The sequence below is a fragment of the Streptomyces sp. NPDC057939 genome (assembly GCF_042887545.1).
In the GTDB taxonomy this organism is placed as follows: domain Bacteria; phylum Actinomycetota; class Actinomycetes; order Streptomycetales; family Streptomycetaceae; genus Streptomyces.
Map to the genome: position 1 here is coordinate 74,716 of NZ_JBHVPG010000017.1, position 16,387 is coordinate 91,102.

The following is a 16,387-nucleotide window of genomic DNA, read 5'->3' on the forward strand; positions in this document are numbered from 1 at the left end:
CGGCCGGCAGCAGGTAGCCGGCGGCGGGTGGTGGGCGGCGGGTGGCGGGGAAAGTCGCGGCGGCTGCGGGGCGGCCGGCCGGTTCCATCGGCCCGGCCTGGGTAGCCGGTCGCCATGGACCTGCTGACGCCCGCCGTCTTCGCCCCGCGCGCCGTCCGACAGTTGCGCCGCATCCGCGCCGCCTACGCCTGCGGGTTCGTCCTGTGGGCGGGTGGCGCCGCCTGGGAGGGGTGGCAACGCCCCGGCAGTCGGCACATGTGGATGCTCCTGCTGCTCCTCGCCCTGTTCAGCGGCTTGCTGGCGTTGACCGTGGTCTCCCTGGCGCGGCTGCGCAAGGCGTCTCGTGGCGCGCCGGCGGCAGCGCCCGCGGCTCGGGCCACCCGTCGGCCCGAGCCGACGGACGCGTGACGGCGCGCCCAGGACGCCGGAGCGTGTGGGATGCCCGAGGCTGGGCAGTCGACGGTCATACCCATACGTACCGGACATGAAGGACAGCCGTGGCTGCGAGCGGAACACCACCCCTGCACCGGTCCGACGCCGCACGCGACGCCGGACGTGACGCCGACCCGCCCGGCGTCCCTGAGGGCGGCGGGCAACACTCGCGCGTCGCGCTGCGGGTCAACGGCACGGATCGCGTGCTCGACCTGGACCACCGCGTCACCCTCCTCGACGCCCTGCGCGAATCGCTGGACCTGACCGGCACCAAGAAGGGCTGCGACCACGGCCAGTGCGGCGCCTGCACCGTCCTCGTCGACGGCCGGCGCGCGAACAGCTGCCTGCTGTTGGCCGTGGCGCAGGACGGGACCGAGGTCACCACCGTCGAGGGGCTCGCCGACGCCGACGGGACGCTGCACCCGCTCCAGGAGGCGTTCCTCGCGCACGACGCCTACCAGTGCGGCTACTGCACCCCCGGCCAACTGTGCTCCGCCGTCGGCGTCCTCGCGGAGGCCGCGGCCGGGCATCCCTCGCACGTCACGGGCGCGGCCCGGCCGCCGGGCCCCGTCGCGCTGTCCCCCGGGGAGATCCGCGAGCGGCTCAGCGGGAACCTCTGCCGCTGCGGCGCCTACAACGGGATCGTCGAGGCGGTGGCCGCGGTCGCCGAATCCGAGGCGGGCGCCGACGCCGGCGTCCGGCCCGCTCCGGCGGCCACCGGCACCCCGGACGTGATCGCGTGAAGCCGTTCGCCTACGTACGGGCCACCAGCCTGCGGGAAGCCGTCGACGCGCACGCCGCGCATCCGGGCGCCCGCTACCTCGGGGGCGGCACCAACCTCGTCGACCTCATGAAACACGGTGTCGAAACGCCGACCGCGCTCATCGACATCACCCGGCTGCCCCTGCGCGGGATCGAGGAGACGCCCGAGGGCGGACTGCGCGTCGGAGCCGGCGTGCCCAACAGCGACCTGGCCGCCCACCCCCTCGTACGGTCCCGGTACCCGGCGCTGTCCCAGGCCCTGCTCGCGGGCGCGTCCGGGCAGCTTCGCAACGTGGCCACCACCGGCGGGAACCTGCTCCAGCGCACCCGCTGCCCGTACTTCCAGGACGTGTCCAAGCCGTGCAACAAGCGCGAGCCCGGCACCGGTTGCGGCGCCCGCGACGGCGTCCACCGCGACCTCGCCGTACTCGGCCACTCCGAGCACTGCGTCGCCACGCACCCCTCCGACATGGCCGTGGCCCTCGCCGCGCTGGACGCGGGCATCGAGCTGTACGGGGGCGGCGAGGAGACCCGGAGCGTCGCCGCGACCGCGTTCCACCGGCTGCCCGGGGACCGCCCCGAGCAGGACACCGTCATCCGCCCCGGGGAGATCGTCACCGCCGTGGTGCTGCCCCCGGCGGCCCCCGGCGCGGTATCGCTCTACCGCAAGGCCCGCGACAGGGCCTCGTACGCCTTCGCCCTCGCCTCGGTCGCCGCCGTGCTGGAACTCGCCGACGACGGGCGCGTGCGGCACCTCGCCCTCGCGTTCGGCGGGCTCGCCCACCGGCCCTGGCGCGCCGCTCGCGCCGAGGAGCTGCTGACGGGCGCCCGACCCACCGAGGAGGCCGTGCGCCGGGCCGTGGACGCGGAGCTGGCGCAGGCCCGGCCGCTGCGCGACAACGTGTTCAAGGTCGAGCTGGCGCGGGGCCTCGCCCACGACGCGCTCGCCCGCCTCGTCGGCGCGGCCGGCGGACCGCCGGCCCCGGACCGGCCCGCCGCGTAGGACGCCACCCCCGTCCGGCCGACGTGGCGGCCGGGTCCGCACCGATCAGAGAGGGAGCCGTCATGCGCTCCACCAACGCACTCGGCAGCCCCACGCCCCGGCGGGAGGGACGGGAGAAGGTCACCGGAGCGGCCCGCTACGCCGCCGAGCACACCCCGCCCGGCTGCGCCTACGCCTGGCCGGTCCCCGCGACGGTCGCCCGCGGGCGCGTCACCGCCGTCGACGCCACGGCCGCCGCCGCGCTGCCCGGCGTCATCGGTGTGCTGACGCCGTTCGACGCACCGCGCCTGGGCCCCTCCGACGACCCCACGCTGCAACTGCTGCAGGACACCCGGGTCCCCCATCGCGGCTGGTACGTGGCCCTCGTCGTCGCGGACGGTCCCGAGGCCGCGCGGGCCGCCGCTTCGCAGGTGCGGGTCGACTACGCGAGCGAGCCGCACGACGTCGTCCTCAGCGCCGACCACCCCGACGCCTACACCCCGCAGGAGGCCAACGGCGGCCATCCCGCCCACCGGGAGCAGGGCGACCCGGACGCGGCGCTGTCCGCCGCCGCCGTCCGGGTCGACTGCGCCTACGCGGTGGCGCCGCTGCACAACCACCCCATGGAGCCGCACGCCGCCACGGCCGTGTGGGACGCCGAGGGCCACCACCTGACCGTGCACGACTCCAGCCAGGGGGCGGGCGCCGTCCGGGCCGCACTGGTCCCCCTGTTCGGGCTCGCCGAGGAGGACGTCACAGTCGTCTCCGAGCACGTGGGCGGCGGCTTCGGTTCCAAGGGGACCCCGCGCCCCCACGTGGTCCTGGCCGCGATGGCCGCACGCCACTACGGCCGGCCCGTCAAACTGTCCCTCCCCCGCGCCCACCTGCCCGCGACGGTGGGACACCGCGCGCCCACGCTGCACCGGATCCGGTTGGGCGCCGACGCCGACGGGACCCTCACGGCCCTCACCCACGAGATCACCACGCACACCTCCCGCGTCCGGGAGTTCGTCGAGCAGGCCGCCGTGCCCGCCCGCGTCATGTACGCCGTGCCGGACGTGCGGACCACGCACCGCGCGGTCGCGCTGGACGTGCCGACACCGTCGTGGATGCGCGCGCCCGGCGAGGCCCCCGGCATGTACGCGTTGGAATCGGCGATGGACGAACTGGCGGACGCCCTCGGCATGGACCCCATCGACCTGCGGGTGCGCAACGAGCCCCCGACCGAACCCGACAGCGGCCGCCCGTTCAGCAGCCGCCACCTGGTGGAGTGCCTGCGCGAGGGTGCCGAGCGGTTCGGCTGGGCGGGCCGGCGCACCCCGCTCCGCGAGGGCCCGTACCTCGTCGGTACCGGGGTGGCCGCCGCCACCTATCCCGTGCTGATCGCTCCTTCGACCGCCCGCGCGCACGCCCTGCCCGACGGCGGTCACCTCGTCGAGATCAACGCGACGGACATCGGTACCGGGGCGCGTACCGTCCTCGCCCAGGTGGCGGCCGACGCCCTGCGGGTTCCCGTCGAAAGCGTCTCCGTCGCCATCGGACACACCGGACTGCCCGCCGCGTCCCTCGCCGGCGGCTCCTCCGGTACGGGCTCCTGGGGGTGGGCCGTCCACGACGCCTGCGCCGCGCTGGCCGCGCGCCTGGAGCGCCACCGGGGGCCGCTGCCGGCCGGGGGCCTGTGCGCGTCGGCCGACACCACGCAATCGGCCGGGCAGAAGTCCCCCTACGCCCGGCACGCCTTCGGCGCGCACTTCGCCGAGGTGCGGGTGGACACGGTGACCGGGGAGGTACGCGTCCGACGCCTGCTCGGGGTCTACGCCGCCGGCCACATCCTCAACCCGCGGACCGCGCGCTCACAGTTCAAGGGCGCGATGGTGATGGGCATCGGGATGGCGCTGACGGAACACAGCACCGTGGACGCGGCGTTCGGCGACTTCGTCGAGAGCGACCTGGCCGCCTACCACGTGCCCGCCCACGCCGACGTGCCGGACATCGAGGCGCACTGGATCGACGAACACGACAAGCACCTCAACCCGATGGGCAGCAAGGGGATCGGTGAGATCGGCATCGTCGGAACGGCCGCCGCCATCGGCAACGCCCTCGCCCACGCCACGGGACGCCGCCTGCGCGAACTGCCCCTGACCCCCGACCGCGTACTGGCCGCACTGCGCGTCGACGCCTGAGGTCGCCGCCGCCGCAGCGGGGCACGGGGGCGGGGCGGGTGGTGCGGTGGCGGGTGCTGCGGTGGCGGGTGGTGCGGTGGGCCGTTGCGTCGGGCGGCCCACCGCACCGCTGCGTCAGCCCTGGTCCAGCGGCAGGGCGAGGTCGGTGACCTGCTGCTGCTTCGGGAACGCGCCCATGTCGCGGGCGGCGCCGGTCAGCACGTCGACCCCGTACAGGCGGAAGGCTCCGCCGGTGTTGAGCGCCGCGAAGCCCCGGTTGGTGCCGTGCAGGGGCGAGAAGTAGATGTCGAACCCGGCGTCCGGTCCGGCGTCGACCCCGAGGTTCCCGGTCGGGGCGAGGGTGCCGGCGTTGGCGGGCGACTGGAGGGAGACCCGGTCGGCCTTGGTGTCGATGTCGAAGAGGGTCGTCGCGGTCGCCGTGTTGAGGTCGTTGTTCGTGTACGCGGCGCCGGTGACGCCCGTCGCCGTGGACGGCGGGGTGGTCGGGTTGGTGAGCGTGCCGTCGACGGTGGTGCCGAGCGCGGCCGCGGCGTCGTCGAGGTTGTGGCGCAGGTTCTGCCCGGTGTCGCTGATGACGCGGAGCCGGTTGGCCGCCGGGTTGAAGTCCACGCCGAACCGGCGGCCGGAGAGTCCGACGGTGAGCTGGGACACCTTCGTGGCCTTCGCGTTGCCGGTGTCGAGGGTGTAGACGCCGCCCTTGTCCCCGACGCCGTAGAGCTTCTCGTTCTGCACCCGGAAGTCGATCCCGACGAGCTTGGTGTCGCCGGCCAGGCCGGTCACCCTGCCGATCGACATGGTCCTGCCGGGCCGGTCGACGGCGAACTCGACCAGCCGCTGGTTCGCGGTCAGGCCCACGGCGGTCAGCGCCTTGCGGTCCGTGCGGTCCATGTGGTCCATGGCGTTGCCGCCGCCGTCCGCGGACGCCAGGACGGGCGCGGACAGGGCCGCGGCCACGGCGATGGAGAGGGCGGTGATGGTCTTGCGCGTACGCATGGTGCTCCCCGAGGAGTGAGGGTCGGTCGATCCCGCCCGCGGGAATCGCGGGCTCGCCCCCGGTTTCGAAGTCCGGGGCGCCGCGGATGGGTCGAAGCCGCGAACACCCTCCCAATGGCCGTACGGGTGGTCGGGGCGCCCGCTCCTCGACGCCCCTCCTCGACGCCCCTCCTCGGCGGTGCGCGGCGTCCGTGCGTCACAGAACGGTGACATGCCCCACGAACCGTTGCATCCGCCGCAATCATGGCGCGATGCGCACACACCACGTCACCTTGCTCGCGGCCACCGGCCTCCTCGCACTCACCGCCTGCAACCCGCAGGTCGCGGACAGCAAGCCCGGCGCACCCGCCGCCTCCTCCCCGGCCGTCTCCTCCCCGGCGGGGACCTCACCTTCCGAGGCACCCGCCGGTGGTGCCAGGACCGCCACGCTCCCCGACTTCGTCGGCAAGGGCCTGCAAACCGCCCAGGACGAGGCCCAGGCCGCCGGGTTCGTCCTCCTGAAGTCCCACGACAGCCTCGGCCGACAGCGGCTCCAGGCCCTCGACCGCAACTGGAAGGTGTGCGCCCAGACCCCTGCCGCCGGTGCGAACGTCGACACGTCGACCACCATCGACTTCGGCACGGTCAAGCTTGAGGAAACCTGCCCGGCCGCTGACGCCCCCGCCCCGAAACCGGCCGGCGGCACCATGCCCGACTTCGTCGGCAAGGGCATGAAGGCCGCCCGCACCGCGCTGCCGACGAACGCGTCGATCACCGTCAAGGACGCCTCGTCGCAGGGCCGCGTGGTCCTCCAGGAGTCGAACTGGAAGGTGTGCACCCAGAACCCGGCCGCGGGTGCCGCGCTGACCGGGCAGCCGGTCGCCTTCACCGTCGTCAAGGCCGACGAGTCCTGCCCCTGACGAGTCCTGCCCCCGAGGCGACCGCCGGCCACCGGCTCCCGCGCGCGACCGCCGGCTCTCAACCGCGACGGGCGTCGACCCGATCGCCGGCCGGCCGGCGCGGCCCGCCCGTCGTCTGCCGCCGCGGACGGCGTGACCGCAGCCGCCGCAGGAGCAGTACTCCGGCCACCACGAGCGCGCCGGCCGTCGTTCCCGCGAGGCCGGCCGTCAGGCCGGGGGGCGTGTAGGCGCACGCGACGCGGTCCGCGCCGTCGCCCAACGGGACGCCCAGAAGGCCCTGGTGGGAGACCGGGGGCCGGGTCGGGCCGTCGTCGGCGGAACAGGTCCACCCCGGGGGCGCGGTGGCGGCGACGACGGCGGTACCGGTGGAGCCCTTCGGGAGGTCGGCGCCGATCGAGTGGCCGTCCACCCGGACCGCCGTGGCACCGGTGTCCCGCAGCAACCGTACGGCGGCGTCGAGGGCCGGGGCGTCCAGGCAGCCGATCGCGTCGGCCGGGAGCACCTGGCCCGTCTCCCCGGTGCGGACGTCGAGGGTGAGCAGGCCGTCGGCCCCCGCCCGGCCCACCTCCACGAGCGGGCTCAGTTTCACGGGCGGATCCCCGTAGAACCCCTGGGACACCCCGTCCCGGACCGCCACGTCGGCGCGCAGGGCGGGGGCGTACAGGAAGGCGCGGTCGCCGGGCGCGCACCGCGCGGTGAACGTGTTGGCCCAACCAGGCCGGGCCTGGGGCCCGGCCTGGGCCTGGGCCTGGCCGGCCGTTGCCCGTCCTTGCTCGTCCGCGCCGGCGAGCGGCCAGCCCGCGGCGGTGCGTACGACGTCCGGGTTCGCGGGCGTGAGGTCCGGCACCGTGTACACGCGTGCGCCCAGTGCCGCCTGCCGTCGGGCCCACACCGAGTCGGCGGGTGCGCCGTACATCCCGTCGCTTCCGTCCGGCCGTACGGTGACCAGCGGGGGTGCGGGCATGGTGCGCGGCCGCGGGCCGGTCGGGGCGTCCGTGTCGAGGGTGGCTCCGACACCGAACAGGGCGTGCAGCACCGGGTCGCGGGCCGGCCACAGGTGTCGGCCGCCCATCGCCTGGCCGAGGCCGAGGCCGGCGAGGCCGCTCGCGGTCTCCCGGGTCACGTAGCTGCTGTAGTAGGAGCCGCCCTGGCCGCCGAGCAGCATCGCGTCGTTGTTGGTGACGAACACCCCGGGGCCGGCCTCGGCGCGGGCGTCGGGCCACCGGCTCAGGCCGGTCAGCGCCTCGTGGGCCTCCAGGCCGACGGTGGTCATCGTCCGGGGCCGGGACGGGCCGCGCAGCGAGGGGTCCTCCAGGGCGGTGACGGCGTACACGGCGTGGGCGGTCGTGGCGACGACGGACGCGGCGAGGAGGGACGTGACGACGGCCCGCGCGCGGCGCCGCAGACCGCGGGCGTACAGCAGGAGCAGTCCGGTGAACACGACACCGCCGGCGAGGGTGCCCCTCAGGGCCGGATCGCCGATCGGCTGGGCGTCGTGGGTGAGGGCGACGAGCAGGGCCAGGAGCGCCGCGCCACCGAGCAGGGCGCGGGGGCGCGGCATGCGGGCGAGGCACACCCACGCGGCCATCACGAGGAAGCCGCTGAGGACGAACGCCTCCCGGAACGGGGCACCGTGCGGCAGCGCGAAGCCCTGCCACAGCTTGGCGGTGGGGGTGACGACGAAGGAGACGGCGGTCAGCGTGATGACGAGCGCCCAGGCGACGCGCTCGCGGACGGGCACCCGGGACTGGAACGGCAGGGCGAGCACCAGCAGAAGAACAAGGACGCCGACGAACACGTTCGGCGCGGTGGGGCTGGCCAGGCTGCCCGGCAGGAACATCGCGAGATAGGTGAGCGGCGCCGTCTCCACGCCGACGACGTACCGGTCGGTGGGCTGGGCCTGCGCGTTGGCGAGGGCGCACACCAGGATGACGGGCGCGGCGAGGAGCATGCCGGTGGCCGTCATGCCGGCGGCCCGTGCCAGGACGCGGAAACGGGTGCGGCGGTCGACGTCGGCGGTCGCCAGTCTCAGGACCAGGAGGATCGCGGCGGCCAGGGTGGCCATCGCGGCGGTGTAGAAGTTGGCGCTCCAGCAGAACGCGATCAGGAAGGTGCCGAGCACCCAGCGGCGTCCGGTCAGGCACCAGTCGGTGACGAGCGCGAGCAACGGCAGCGCGACCAGACCCCACATCCACATGGGGACGATGGCTCCCTCGGCGACGTTCCAGCCGCAGACGGCGTAGCCGACGGAGAGCTGGGCGCGCAGCCAGGGGGAGCCGGGGCGGAGCCGGCCGAGGAAGACGGTCATCAGGGCCGCGGCGAGCCCGATGCTGAGCAGGCTGACCAGGAAGACGGCGAACTCGACCTCTTCGCGGGGGAAGAGGCCGGTCAGCCAGGAGAAGGGATTCGCCAGGTAGGTGGCGAAGTCGGCGAGGAAGCCGACCCCGTAGCCGCTCTGCCAGTTGAACAGCAGGTCGCCCTGGGCGGTGCCGTGCTGGAGGTCCCACAGGTAGGTGTGGAAGGGGACGTACTGGTGGCGCAGGTCGTTGTCCGCGCGCGGGACGACCCCGAAGGGGAAGGTGCCGTGGAGGGCGAGCCCGGCGCAGTACGCGACCATGGCCATCAGCGCCGCGACCGGGGGCGCCGCCCGCGCCGCGCGCCGGGGCGCCGGCGGCGGTGCGGGTATGCGGCGACCGGCCGCGACGTCGATCGGGGCAGGGGTGAGCGAGGCGTGGCTCATGCGGGGAAGACCCTCGTGTGATCAGGCGTTCGGCCTGGACGGGGGCCGCGGAAAGCATGACCCTATGTGAACGGGCGGATAATTTCGCCTGTCTTCCCACACCGTGATCCGGACCTGATGCCTCCGCGTGGGAGGGACGTCGGCGCGGTCGCGGTGCGGTCGTGACGCGGTCGCGGTGGCGCCGCGGTGGCGTCGCGGTGGCGTCGCGGTGGCGTCGCGGTGGCGTCGCGGTGGCGTCGCGGTGGCGTCGCGGTGGCGTCGCGGTGGCGTCGCGGCGGGACAGACCGCCGGAGCCTTTTCGTCCGTTTCTGCGTCGACCGCCGCCCGATCGCCCCGCGGGGATCCTCCTACGCGGCGCCGGTGAGGCGGTTGGCAAGGGTCGAGACGGTGTACGTCCCGATGCCGAGGACGACCTCCAGCGCGTTGCGGCGGTCGTAGCCGTGGGCGCGGAAGGCCGCCATCTCCTCCTCGCTCACCGCGCCCGAGGAGGCGACGACCTGGAGGGTGAACCGGCGCACCGCAGCCAGGCGTTCGGGGTCGGGGGCGGGGCCGAGGGCGGCGAGTTTCGCCTCGTGCATGTCGACGCACAGGTGGCACTGGTTGCGTGCGGCGACGGTGAGGATCACGGTCTCGCGGGAGTGGGCGTCCAGGGTCGTGGACTCGAAGATCTCGTTGAGCTTGAGGAAACCGTCCAGGGTCTGCGGGGACTCGCGGAGCAGGGCGACGGCGGCGGCGGTACGGGCGGGCAGGTCGGTTCGGGTGGACAGGTCGGTTCGGGTGGACAGGTCGGCGGTCATGACGGCTCCGGGGCAGGGGTGGGGGCGGGTAGGATCGACAACATGGTTGACGATGTCGATGAAGGAAACGTAAACCAGGTTGTCGATTCGGGCAAGGGGGTCGCGTCGTTCGAGGAGTTCGACGACACCCCCGGCTTCGAGCTGCCCCTGCTCCTCCTCGGTGGCTTCCGCACCCTCATGGACCGCCTGCACGCCCGCCTCGCCGAGGACGGCCACCCCGGCCTGCGCCCCGCGTACGGCTTCGCCCTGCAGGCGATCGGCGACCGGGGCGCGACCGCGAGCGACATCGGACGGCGCCTCGGGGTGTCCAAACAGGCCGCCGGCAAGACGGTCGACCGGTTGCTCGCCCTCGGCTACGCGGAGCGCACCGACGACCCCGGGGACGCGCGCCGCAAACTCGTCCGCCTCACCCCCCACGGCCGCGCGGCCCTCGGCCGCTCGGCAGCCGTGTTCGACGAACTCCGCGCCGAGTGGGCCGGGGCGCTGGGCGCGGACCGCGTGCGGGGCATCGAGGCCGCCCTGCGGACCGTCGTCCCGGCCGAAACCGCGTTCCGCCTCGACGCCACCAGCTGGCTCGGCGGGGCCTGAGGCCGAACGGCAGGGGGACGGCCCCGGCCCGGCCCCGGCTCCGGCGCCTCCGGCCGGGGACGGCCGACGGTCCGTGGGGCCGTCCATGGGGCCGACGGTCCGTTGGGGACGCGGTCCGTTGGGGACGCGGTCAGTGGGATCGGCGGATACGGATCGGGCCGCGAGCCGTCGCCGGGTCGACCGGGCGGCCGCCCTGGGTGATTTCCACCTCGCCGGCGGTGACCAGGCGCCGTGCCGCGCGGCGGGCCGGTTCCATGAGGGCGCGCCAGCCGTCGTCGTCGCCCTCGTACACCGCCCGCGCGGCGTCGGAGGGGCAGATGCCGGCGGTCGGGCCGCGGCGTTCCAGCAGTTCCAGGATGGCTCGCTCCAGGCGCCGGCCCGTCCGCCGTTCGTCGTCCGTCACTCCTGCGGTCCTCGGCCGGTCGCCCGCGTCACGGGGACGTCGACGGGGTCCAGCCCGGATCGCGCCCGCTCAGCCCGACGGCCCGGTCCAGCAGCGGGGCGTCGTCCGGTACGGGCACGACGGGGCCGAAGATCCCGTCACCGCGGTCACCCTCCTCGGCTGCCGCCGACAGGAACGCGTGCGAGGCGCGCAGCGCGGCCTGATCGGGCGCGTACTCCTGGCCGGTGGCCCGGGCCAGGTCCCAGCCGTGCACCACGAGTTCGTCCGCGGCCACCGCCAGCGCGATGTCGCCCGGCAGGTCCACGCCGCCCGCGCGGGTCATGCCGGTCAGGGCGGCCGGGTCCCGCCAGGCCCCGGCGAGCTCGTCGAGGACCTCGGGCAGTTCCTCGCGCCACCCGGCGGGCAGGGAGGGGACGCCCGACTCCGGGGCGGTGTCCGTCGTGGGGCCGAGGTCCTTGCGGGCGGCGTCGCGGAAGGCGACGCAGAGCCCCGCGAGGTGCCCCAGCAGGTCACCGACCGTGTACGCGGGGCAGGGCGTCGGGGCGGCGAGGCGCGCGTCGGGTACGCCCGCCACGAGCCGCGCCACGAGCCGGGCCTGCGGTCCGAGGTCGAGGGTCGTCATGTCCGTCATCTGCCGCTCCTCCCGAACGATGGATCCGAAGGGTAGACCGGCGGCGGATCCCGAACTCATCGCAACACGCGCCGGAAGTTCCAGGAAGCGTTCGAGGGCCTCTCGGGACCGGGCGTGAGCGGCGGCCGTTTCGGTCAGTGACCTGGTCAGGGCGTCGATCCACCCGTCCAGGCCCACCGGGCGCCGGGAGAGCACGATGCCCCGCACCTCGTGGCGGTCCTCCCCGGTCACCCGACCCTCCGGGTCCAGCCTCAGCAGGAGGCGCCGTTCCCCGAGCGCGACGTCGAGTTCCGCGACGGAACCCTCGCGCCCGGCCATCCGTTCCATGAGGGAGCGCCTGCGCTTGACCCGCACGGTGCCTGCCGGGAGCGAGTCCGCCAGGTCCGCCGCCAGCACGGCGACGTGCAGATGCAGGTCCGCGCTGTCCCGGCGCAGCGACGCGGCCAGCATGTGCACGTCCGGCGGCTCAGTCATCGAGGCTCAGCACCAGGCTCGGCGGGTCGATGGTGTGGTCGTCGCGGAGCGGACGGACCGCCGTCCCGACCGCGAAGAACTCGGTGGTGTGCGCCCCCCAGGAGTGCGAGTGCTGCCGCAGCCGGACCGCCACGATCCCCTCCGCGTCGAGGGCCGCCGCCTCCGCCCGCATGCGTCCCATCGCCAGTTCGCGTGCGCCGTAGAGCGCCTGGGTGAACGGTTCGATCTCGACGTTGCGGCCCGAGGTGCTCAGCGCCTGGGCGAAGCGCTGGTGCGCCACGTGGTAGACGCAGGAGCCCATGACCATGTCCAGCGGTGCGTAGCCGGCCCTGACCAGCGTCCAGAAGTCCTGGCCCGACAGGTCCGAGGTGAAGGGCTTGCCCTTGTTGTTGAGCCAGGTCCCGGCCGGTCCCGGATCCGCGCCGGCTGCCTTGACCGCCGTACCCACGGCGATGAACTCGGCGATGTCCGAACCGAACTCCTTGAACTCGATGTCCAGCCGCACCGCCACGATCCCGTCGGCGCCCAGGGCGCTCGCCTCCGCCTCCATGCGGCTCATCGCCAGTTCGCGCGCGTGGTACATGGCCTGCGTCAGTTTGGTCAGTTCCTGGTTCTTCGACCACCGGCCGAACTGGATGCCGACGTGGTAAACCGACGAGCCGAGGACGAGCCCGAGCGGGCGGAAGCCGGCCTCGCGCACCAGCAGGAACTCGTTCACCGAAAGGTTCGAGGTGAACGGCGCCGCCCCCGCTCCCGACCGGGGTTGCGCGAGCCGCCGCATGGCGTCCTCGGGCACGCCCTCCACGGCCGCCCGTGCGGCTCCGCCGGCCGGTTCCCGCCCGGTTCGCTCGGTCATGTCAGCGCTCGCGCTCCAGTCTCATCATGGTCAGTGGGGTGGGTCCGGCGGACCGCTCGGAGCGGCCGAACCGGGCGATGGAGGTGCCGACGAGGACCGCCTCGGCGATGAAGTCGCGCGCGTACCCGTACGAGGAGCACTCGCTCTCGCTCACCGTCAGCTCCACCTCGTCCACGACCAGTCCCTCGCCGCCGTACTTGGCCGCGTCGAGGGTCAGGTGTCTGCGGGCCTCCCGGCGGACGTGGCCGAGGAGCTGGGTGTAGCCGTCGACCTCCTGGTTGTCCGCGGTCCAGGTGGTCCGGCGGGAGGTGCGCCAGTCGTCGTGCCGGACTTCGAGGCCGATGCCGAGGGCGAGGCCGGTGGGAACCCATCCGGCGTACAGGAGCTTGGCGAAGTCCTGGCCCGTCAGGTGCGACGTGAACGGCCGGTGCGGCCGGACGCGCGAACGGGCCCGGACCGCGGTGCCCCGCACGGAGTACTCCACGAACCCTTCGGGGAACCGGCCGATGCGCAGCTCCACCCCGACGATCCCGTCACCGCCGAGCGCGCCGCACTCGGCCGCCGCGCGCGACAGTGCCAGGGTGCGCGCCGCGTGGATCGACGCGGCCGTCGACGACAACGACTGCACCCACCGGGAGAACGGAACCCGTTTGCCGTCCCGGACCGTCCACGCGCCGGGGCAACCCCCGACACCGCCGTAGCCGATGTTGACGACGGTCGTGCCCAGTACCTGGCCGACGGGCTCGAAGCCGGCGCCCTTGACGGCCGCGTACTCCTCGGACGACAGACCCGAGTCCCAGAGGCCGCCGGGCCGGGGGGCCGTCGGCACGCCCGGACCGGTGCCGGACGGGCCGGTGTCTCGTCGCTGTGTCATCGTCCTGTGCCATCGGCCCTTCGGCTCGCCGCGCGGATCGCATCGCCGTTCGGCAGCCTATGACATCGAACGGAGCAGCGAGGAGGCCGGTCGCCCGGTCCAACGGCGCTCCTCATCAAGGCGCTTGGGCACGGCGGTCGGGCGGGGCGGCCGGCGCCGTCGGGCAGGCCCTCCTCCGCACATGGTGATCCCTTCGCGGGGTAGGCGCGGCGGTGACCGGAACGCACCGCACAGCACAGCACAGCACCGCACCCCACCGCACCGGACCGGCAGCGTCCGGCACGGTGGAGTCGCGGTGGGTCGCCGCGTCCGTGCGGTGGCGGCACGCCGCTCCGCTGGTTTGGATGGAAGCGTCCGCACGCACTCCCCCGAGGGAAGGAACTGGCCATGAACAACGACAGTCAGCCGAGCAAGCGGACGCGGGAGATGCGCGACAAGGCCGAGGAGCTCGAACAGGCGGCCCAGCACGCCGGCGACCCGGCGGAGAAGCGGCGGCTGACGGAGAAGGCCCTGCACATCCGTCAGTTGAGCGAAGAGGTGAACGGCAGGGGCAGCGGCACCATGGACCCGATGTAGCGCCTCGGGACCGGCGCGGGCCGGCGGTACCCCCGGCCCCGCCCCCGCACCGCCGCCCCGGCACCGCCCCGGCCCGCCCCTCCGTACCTCCGCCCGTCCGCGCATCCGTGCCTCCGCCCGTCCGGGATACGACCCGTACGGGTGAATCGGTTCGCCATTCCTGCGGAAGGGCCCCGTCCCGGTTGATCGTTCTCCGGAGCGTGCCGGCTTCGGCCGTCCTGGGCGGGTGAGCGGAGGGTGTGGCGGTGGGGGTCGATGTGGTGCGCGCGTCCGCGCGGGCGGGGCGGGTCGTGCTGTGGGAGGAGTCGCCGCGCGACGGGGCCCAGGCGAAGACGCTGATGACGCCGGACTTCCGGGTGCGTCTGGCCCGCGCCCAGGGCGGGATCTTCGGCGGGGACGGACCTCGGCACGTGGTGTTCGCCGCCGGGTTCCCCGCGGTGTGTCCGCAGGAGTTCGAAGCGGTCAGACGGGTGGCGGTGGAGGCCGAGGGCACCGTGAGCGTGTCCGCGGTCTGTCGGGGCACCGCCCCCGACGTGCGGCAGGCCCTGGCCTCGGTCCGGGGCACCGCCAACGCCCGGATCATGGTGGTCGTGCCCGCCTCGGAGGCCATGGCGGGGGTGATGACCCATGGCACCGCCGAACAGGCCCTGGCCGGCGGCGCCGCGCTGGTCGCGCAGGCCCTGGACGTCGACGACACCGTGGCCGTCGACGTGTGCCTGGCCGACGCGTCCCGCGCCGACCACGGGCTGACCGGCGAGCACGCCGCGCGGCTGACGGAGGCCGGTGCCGGGGTGGTGGTGCTGGCGGACACGGTCGGCGACCAGTTGCCCGAGGACGCCGCGGCCATGTTCACCGCCGTGCGCCGCGGCGCGGGTGCCGACGTGGTCCTCGCCTCGCACCTCCACAACGACCTCGGTCTCGCCCTGGCCAACACCCTCCAGGCCCTGCGCGCGGGGATCCGCGTGCACTCGTCGTCCTGGCTGGGCATCGCCGAACGCAGCGGCATGGTCGCCACCGAGCAGTTGCTGTTCCTGCTCGCCTACCGGCCCGACCGCACCCGCGCGCTCCTCGGCGACGACCGCGACGCGTGGTGGACCGCACCCGACCTGACGTCGCTGCCGGGCATCGCCCGCATGGTGGCCGCGGAGACCGGTGCGCCGCTCGGTGTGACCACCCCGATCGTCGGGGACGGGGTCGGCACCATTTCCACGGGCACCCCGTTCGTCCATCCCCGCCTGTTCGAGCCGTACGATCCGCGCGAACTGCTCGGCATCGAACCGCGGGTGGTCCTCACGCACCTGGCCAGCGCCCGCGTGATCCGTGCCGTCGCCGAGCGGCTCGGCCACCACCTCGACCCCGACCGGACGCGTACGGCGGCGACGTGGGTGAAGTCGCGGGCCTACGACCGGGGGCACGCCGTGGTCGACGACGACGAGTTCGCCGACTACCTCTCCACCCTGGCCGTCCCCCCGGCCCGGAGCACGCGGTGACCGCTCCCCCGGCCGACGGCGTGCACACCGCGCGCGCCCACCTCGCGCGGGGCGGGGCCGTTGTGCTGCCCAATGCCGCGCCCCTGACGTACGTCGTCGCCGCCACCACCCCGTACGCGGTCAACCGGGCCAAGGGCCGCCCCGACGGGCAACCGGTCGCGCTGTGGACCCATCATCCGCACACCACCGACCTCGTCCTGCGCGCACTGGACCTGTCGCCGCGGGCCGCCGGCACGGCCCGTCGGTTGCTGTCCGACGAACGCGTGACGTTGCTGGTCCCGCTGCTCCGGGAGCACACGCCGCCGAACTGGCTGGCCCCGGCCTGCCACGAGGGCTGGACGCTGCTCTTCGGGGCCCGCTGGGGCCCCCTCCGGTCCGTTCTGGACGCGCATCCGGTCCTGTACGTCAGCAGCGCCAACCGGACGGGCCATCCCCCGGCGGCCACCGCGGCCCGGGCCCGTGCCGTGTTCCCCGACGACGTTCCCGTACTCGACGCGGTCGCCCTGCCCGGAACGACCCCGGACGCCGCGGACGCCCCGCCCCGCGCGGCGACGACCACGATCCGCATGCACCCCGACGGACGCGTGGAAGCGCACCGATCCGGTGCGCAGGACCGGCCGTACGCGGACGTCGCCGCCTACGTGGACCACCTGCGGACCGCGTACGGCCCCTCGCGGTAACCGGCGGCCGGCCCGGCGCCCCGGCCG

Annotated in this window: 16 protein-coding genes; 9 read left to right on the forward strand and 7 right to left on the reverse strand. The window is 74.7% G+C overall.

The genetic code is table 11. From position 1 onward, the window contains the following. The first annotated feature begins 114 nt into the window (after positions 1-114). The 4 genes from ACFVS6_RS20195 (at position 115) to ACFVS6_RS20210 (ending at position 4,359) form a co-directional block, all read left to right on the forward strand. Positions 115-408 carry a hypothetical protein gene (locus ACFVS6_RS20195; protein WP_389705489.1) on the forward strand — a complete coding sequence of 98 codons (294 nt, stop codon included), beginning with the start codon at positions 115-117 and terminating at the stop codon, positions 406-408. A gap of 113 nt (positions 409-521) precedes the next feature. Beyond that, positions 522-1,175 carry a 2Fe-2S iron-sulfur cluster-binding protein gene (locus tag ACFVS6_RS20200; RefSeq protein ID WP_389705602.1) on the forward strand — a complete coding sequence of 218 codons (654 nt, stop codon included), beginning with the start codon at positions 522-524 and terminating at the stop codon, positions 1,173-1,175. Beyond that, positions 1,172-2,197, forward strand: coding sequence for an FAD binding domain-containing protein (locus tag ACFVS6_RS20205; protein WP_389705491.1), 1,026 nt, complete (start codon positions 1,172-1,174; stop codon positions 2,195-2,197). Before ACFVS6_RS20200 ends, ACFVS6_RS20205 begins: the two co-directional genes overlap by 4 nt. Before the next feature lie 62 nt (positions 2,198-2,259). Then, positions 2,260-4,359 (forward strand): xanthine dehydrogenase family protein molybdopterin-binding subunit, encoded by a 2,100-nt coding sequence (locus ACFVS6_RS20210; RefSeq protein ID WP_389705493.1) that lies wholly within the window; start codon positions 2,260-2,262, stop codon positions 4,357-4,359. Between the two features lie 114 nt (positions 4,360-4,473). On the opposite strand, the gene ACFVS6_RS20215 is transcribed toward ACFVS6_RS20210, so the two are convergent. Beyond that, complete coding sequence (locus ACFVS6_RS20215; protein ID WP_389705494.1) at positions 4,474-5,352, reverse strand: DUF4394 domain-containing protein; 879 nt, start codon at positions 5,350-5,352, stop codon at positions 4,474-4,476. A 251-nt stretch (positions 5,353-5,603) separates the two neighbouring features. Between ACFVS6_RS20215 and ACFVS6_RS20220 the strand changes: the two genes are divergently transcribed. Beyond that, the gene (locus ACFVS6_RS20220) at positions 5,604-6,251 is read left to right on the forward strand and encodes a PASTA domain-containing protein (protein WP_389705496.1); all 648 of its coding nucleotides are present in this window, start codon (positions 5,604-5,606) and stop codon (positions 6,249-6,251) included. Between the two features lie 58 nt (positions 6,252-6,309). Here the strand turns inward: ACFVS6_RS20220 and ACFVS6_RS20225 are convergent, their stop codons facing one another. Together ACFVS6_RS20225 and ACFVS6_RS20230 are read right to left on the reverse strand one after the other, a co-directional pair. Continuing rightward, entirely contained in the window at positions 6,310-8,991 is a 2,682-nt protein-coding gene (locus ACFVS6_RS20225; RefSeq protein WP_389705498.1) for a YfhO family protein, read from the reverse strand. A 347-nt stretch (positions 8,992-9,338) separates the two neighbouring features. Then, positions 9,339-9,788 (reverse strand): carboxymuconolactone decarboxylase family protein, encoded by a 450-nt coding sequence (locus ACFVS6_RS20230; protein WP_389705499.1) that lies wholly within the window; start codon positions 9,786-9,788, stop codon positions 9,339-9,341. A gap of 42 nt (positions 9,789-9,830) precedes the next feature. Here ACFVS6_RS20230 and ACFVS6_RS20235 point away from each other — a divergent pair, with 42 nt between their 5' ends. Beyond that, positions 9,831-10,376 carry a MarR family winged helix-turn-helix transcriptional regulator gene (locus ACFVS6_RS20235; RefSeq protein ID WP_389705500.1) on the forward strand — a complete coding sequence of 182 codons (546 nt, stop codon included), beginning with the start codon at positions 9,831-9,833 and terminating at the stop codon, positions 10,374-10,376. 130 nt (positions 10,377-10,506) lie between these two features. On the opposite strand, the gene ACFVS6_RS20240 is transcribed toward ACFVS6_RS20235, so the two are convergent. From ACFVS6_RS20240 to ACFVS6_RS20255, 4 genes are all read right to left on the reverse strand, one after another. Further along, positions 10,507-10,779 (reverse strand): DUF3253 domain-containing protein, encoded by a 273-nt coding sequence (locus tag ACFVS6_RS20240; RefSeq protein ID WP_389705501.1) that lies wholly within the window; start codon positions 10,777-10,779, stop codon positions 10,507-10,509. 28 nt (positions 10,780-10,807) lie between these two features. Next, the gene (locus tag ACFVS6_RS20245) at positions 10,808-11,410 is read right to left on the reverse strand and encodes a TIGR03086 family metal-binding protein (RefSeq protein WP_389705603.1); all 603 of its coding nucleotides are present in this window, start codon (positions 11,408-11,410) and stop codon (positions 10,808-10,810) included. 466 nt (positions 11,411-11,876) lie between these two features. After that, the gene (locus tag ACFVS6_RS20250) at positions 11,877-12,740 is read right to left on the reverse strand and encodes a heavy metal-binding domain-containing protein (RefSeq protein WP_389705503.1); all 864 of its coding nucleotides are present in this window, start codon (positions 12,738-12,740) and stop codon (positions 11,877-11,879) included. A 1-nt stretch (position 12,741) separates the two neighbouring features. Beyond that, positions 12,742-13,614, reverse strand: coding sequence for a heavy metal-binding domain-containing protein (locus tag ACFVS6_RS20255; RefSeq protein ID WP_389705504.1), 873 nt, complete (start codon positions 13,612-13,614; stop codon positions 12,742-12,744). A gap of 387 nt (positions 13,615-14,001) precedes the next feature. On the opposite strand from ACFVS6_RS20255, the gene ACFVS6_RS20260 reads away from it, so the two are divergent. The 3 genes from ACFVS6_RS20260 to ACFVS6_RS20270 all read left to right on the forward strand — a co-directional run bounded on the left by ACFVS6_RS20260 (position 14,002) and on the right by ACFVS6_RS20270 (position 16,360). Then, positions 14,002-14,190, forward strand: a complete 189-nt coding sequence (locus tag ACFVS6_RS20260; protein ID WP_389705506.1) for a DUF6381 family protein — start codon at positions 14,002-14,004, stop codon at positions 14,188-14,190. 245 nt (positions 14,191-14,435) lie between these two features. Next, positions 14,436-15,680, forward strand: coding sequence for a 2-isopropylmalate synthase (locus ACFVS6_RS20265; RefSeq protein WP_389705508.1), 1,245 nt, complete (start codon positions 14,436-14,438; stop codon positions 15,678-15,680). Then, positions 15,677-16,360, forward strand: coding sequence for a hypothetical protein (locus tag ACFVS6_RS20270; protein WP_389705509.1), 684 nt, complete (start codon positions 15,677-15,679; stop codon positions 16,358-16,360). The genes ACFVS6_RS20265 and ACFVS6_RS20270 overlap by 4 nt, the downstream gene beginning before the upstream one ends. Positions 16,361-16,387: the final 27 nt, after the last annotated feature.

Bases quoted from the DNA above. Each gene is read 5' to 3' on its own strand.
- ACFVS6_RS20250 (WP_389705503.1), bottom strand. From the start codon at position 12,740: ATGACCGAGCGAACCGGGCGGGAACCGGCCGGCGGAGCCGCACGGGCG.
- ACFVS6_RS20215 (WP_389705494.1), bottom strand. From the start codon at position 5,352: ATGCGTACGCGCAAGACCATCACCGCCCTCTCCATCGCCGTGGCCGCG.
- ACFVS6_RS20220 (WP_389705496.1), top strand. From the start codon at position 5,604: ATGCGCACACACCACGTCACCTTGCTCGCGGCCACCGGCCTCCTCGCA.
- ACFVS6_RS20230 (WP_389705499.1), bottom strand. From the start codon at position 9,788: ATGACCGCCGACCTGTCCACCCGAACCGACCTGTCCACCCGAACCGAC.
- ACFVS6_RS20195 (WP_389705489.1), top strand. From the start codon at position 115: ATGGACCTGCTGACGCCCGCCGTCTTCGCCCCGCGCGCCGTCCGACAG.
- ACFVS6_RS20210 (WP_389705493.1), top strand. From the start codon at position 2,260: ATGCGCTCCACCAACGCACTCGGCAGCCCCACGCCCCGGCGGGAGGGA.
- ACFVS6_RS20260 (WP_389705506.1), top strand. From the start codon at position 14,002: ATGAACAACGACAGTCAGCCGAGCAAGCGGACGCGGGAGATGCGCGAC.
- ACFVS6_RS20225 (WP_389705498.1), bottom strand. From the start codon at position 8,991: ATGAGCCACGCCTCGCTCACCCCTGCCCCGATCGACGTCGCGGCCGGT.
- ACFVS6_RS20255 (WP_389705504.1), bottom strand. From the start codon at position 13,614: ATGACACAGCGACGAGACACCGGCCCGTCCGGCACCGGTCCGGGCGTG.
- ACFVS6_RS20235 (WP_389705500.1), top strand. From the start codon at position 9,831: ATGGTTGACGATGTCGATGAAGGAAACGTAAACCAGGTTGTCGATTCG.
- ACFVS6_RS20245 (WP_389705603.1), bottom strand. From the start codon at position 11,410: ATGACGGACATGACGACCCTCGACCTCGGACCGCAGGCCCGGCTCGTG.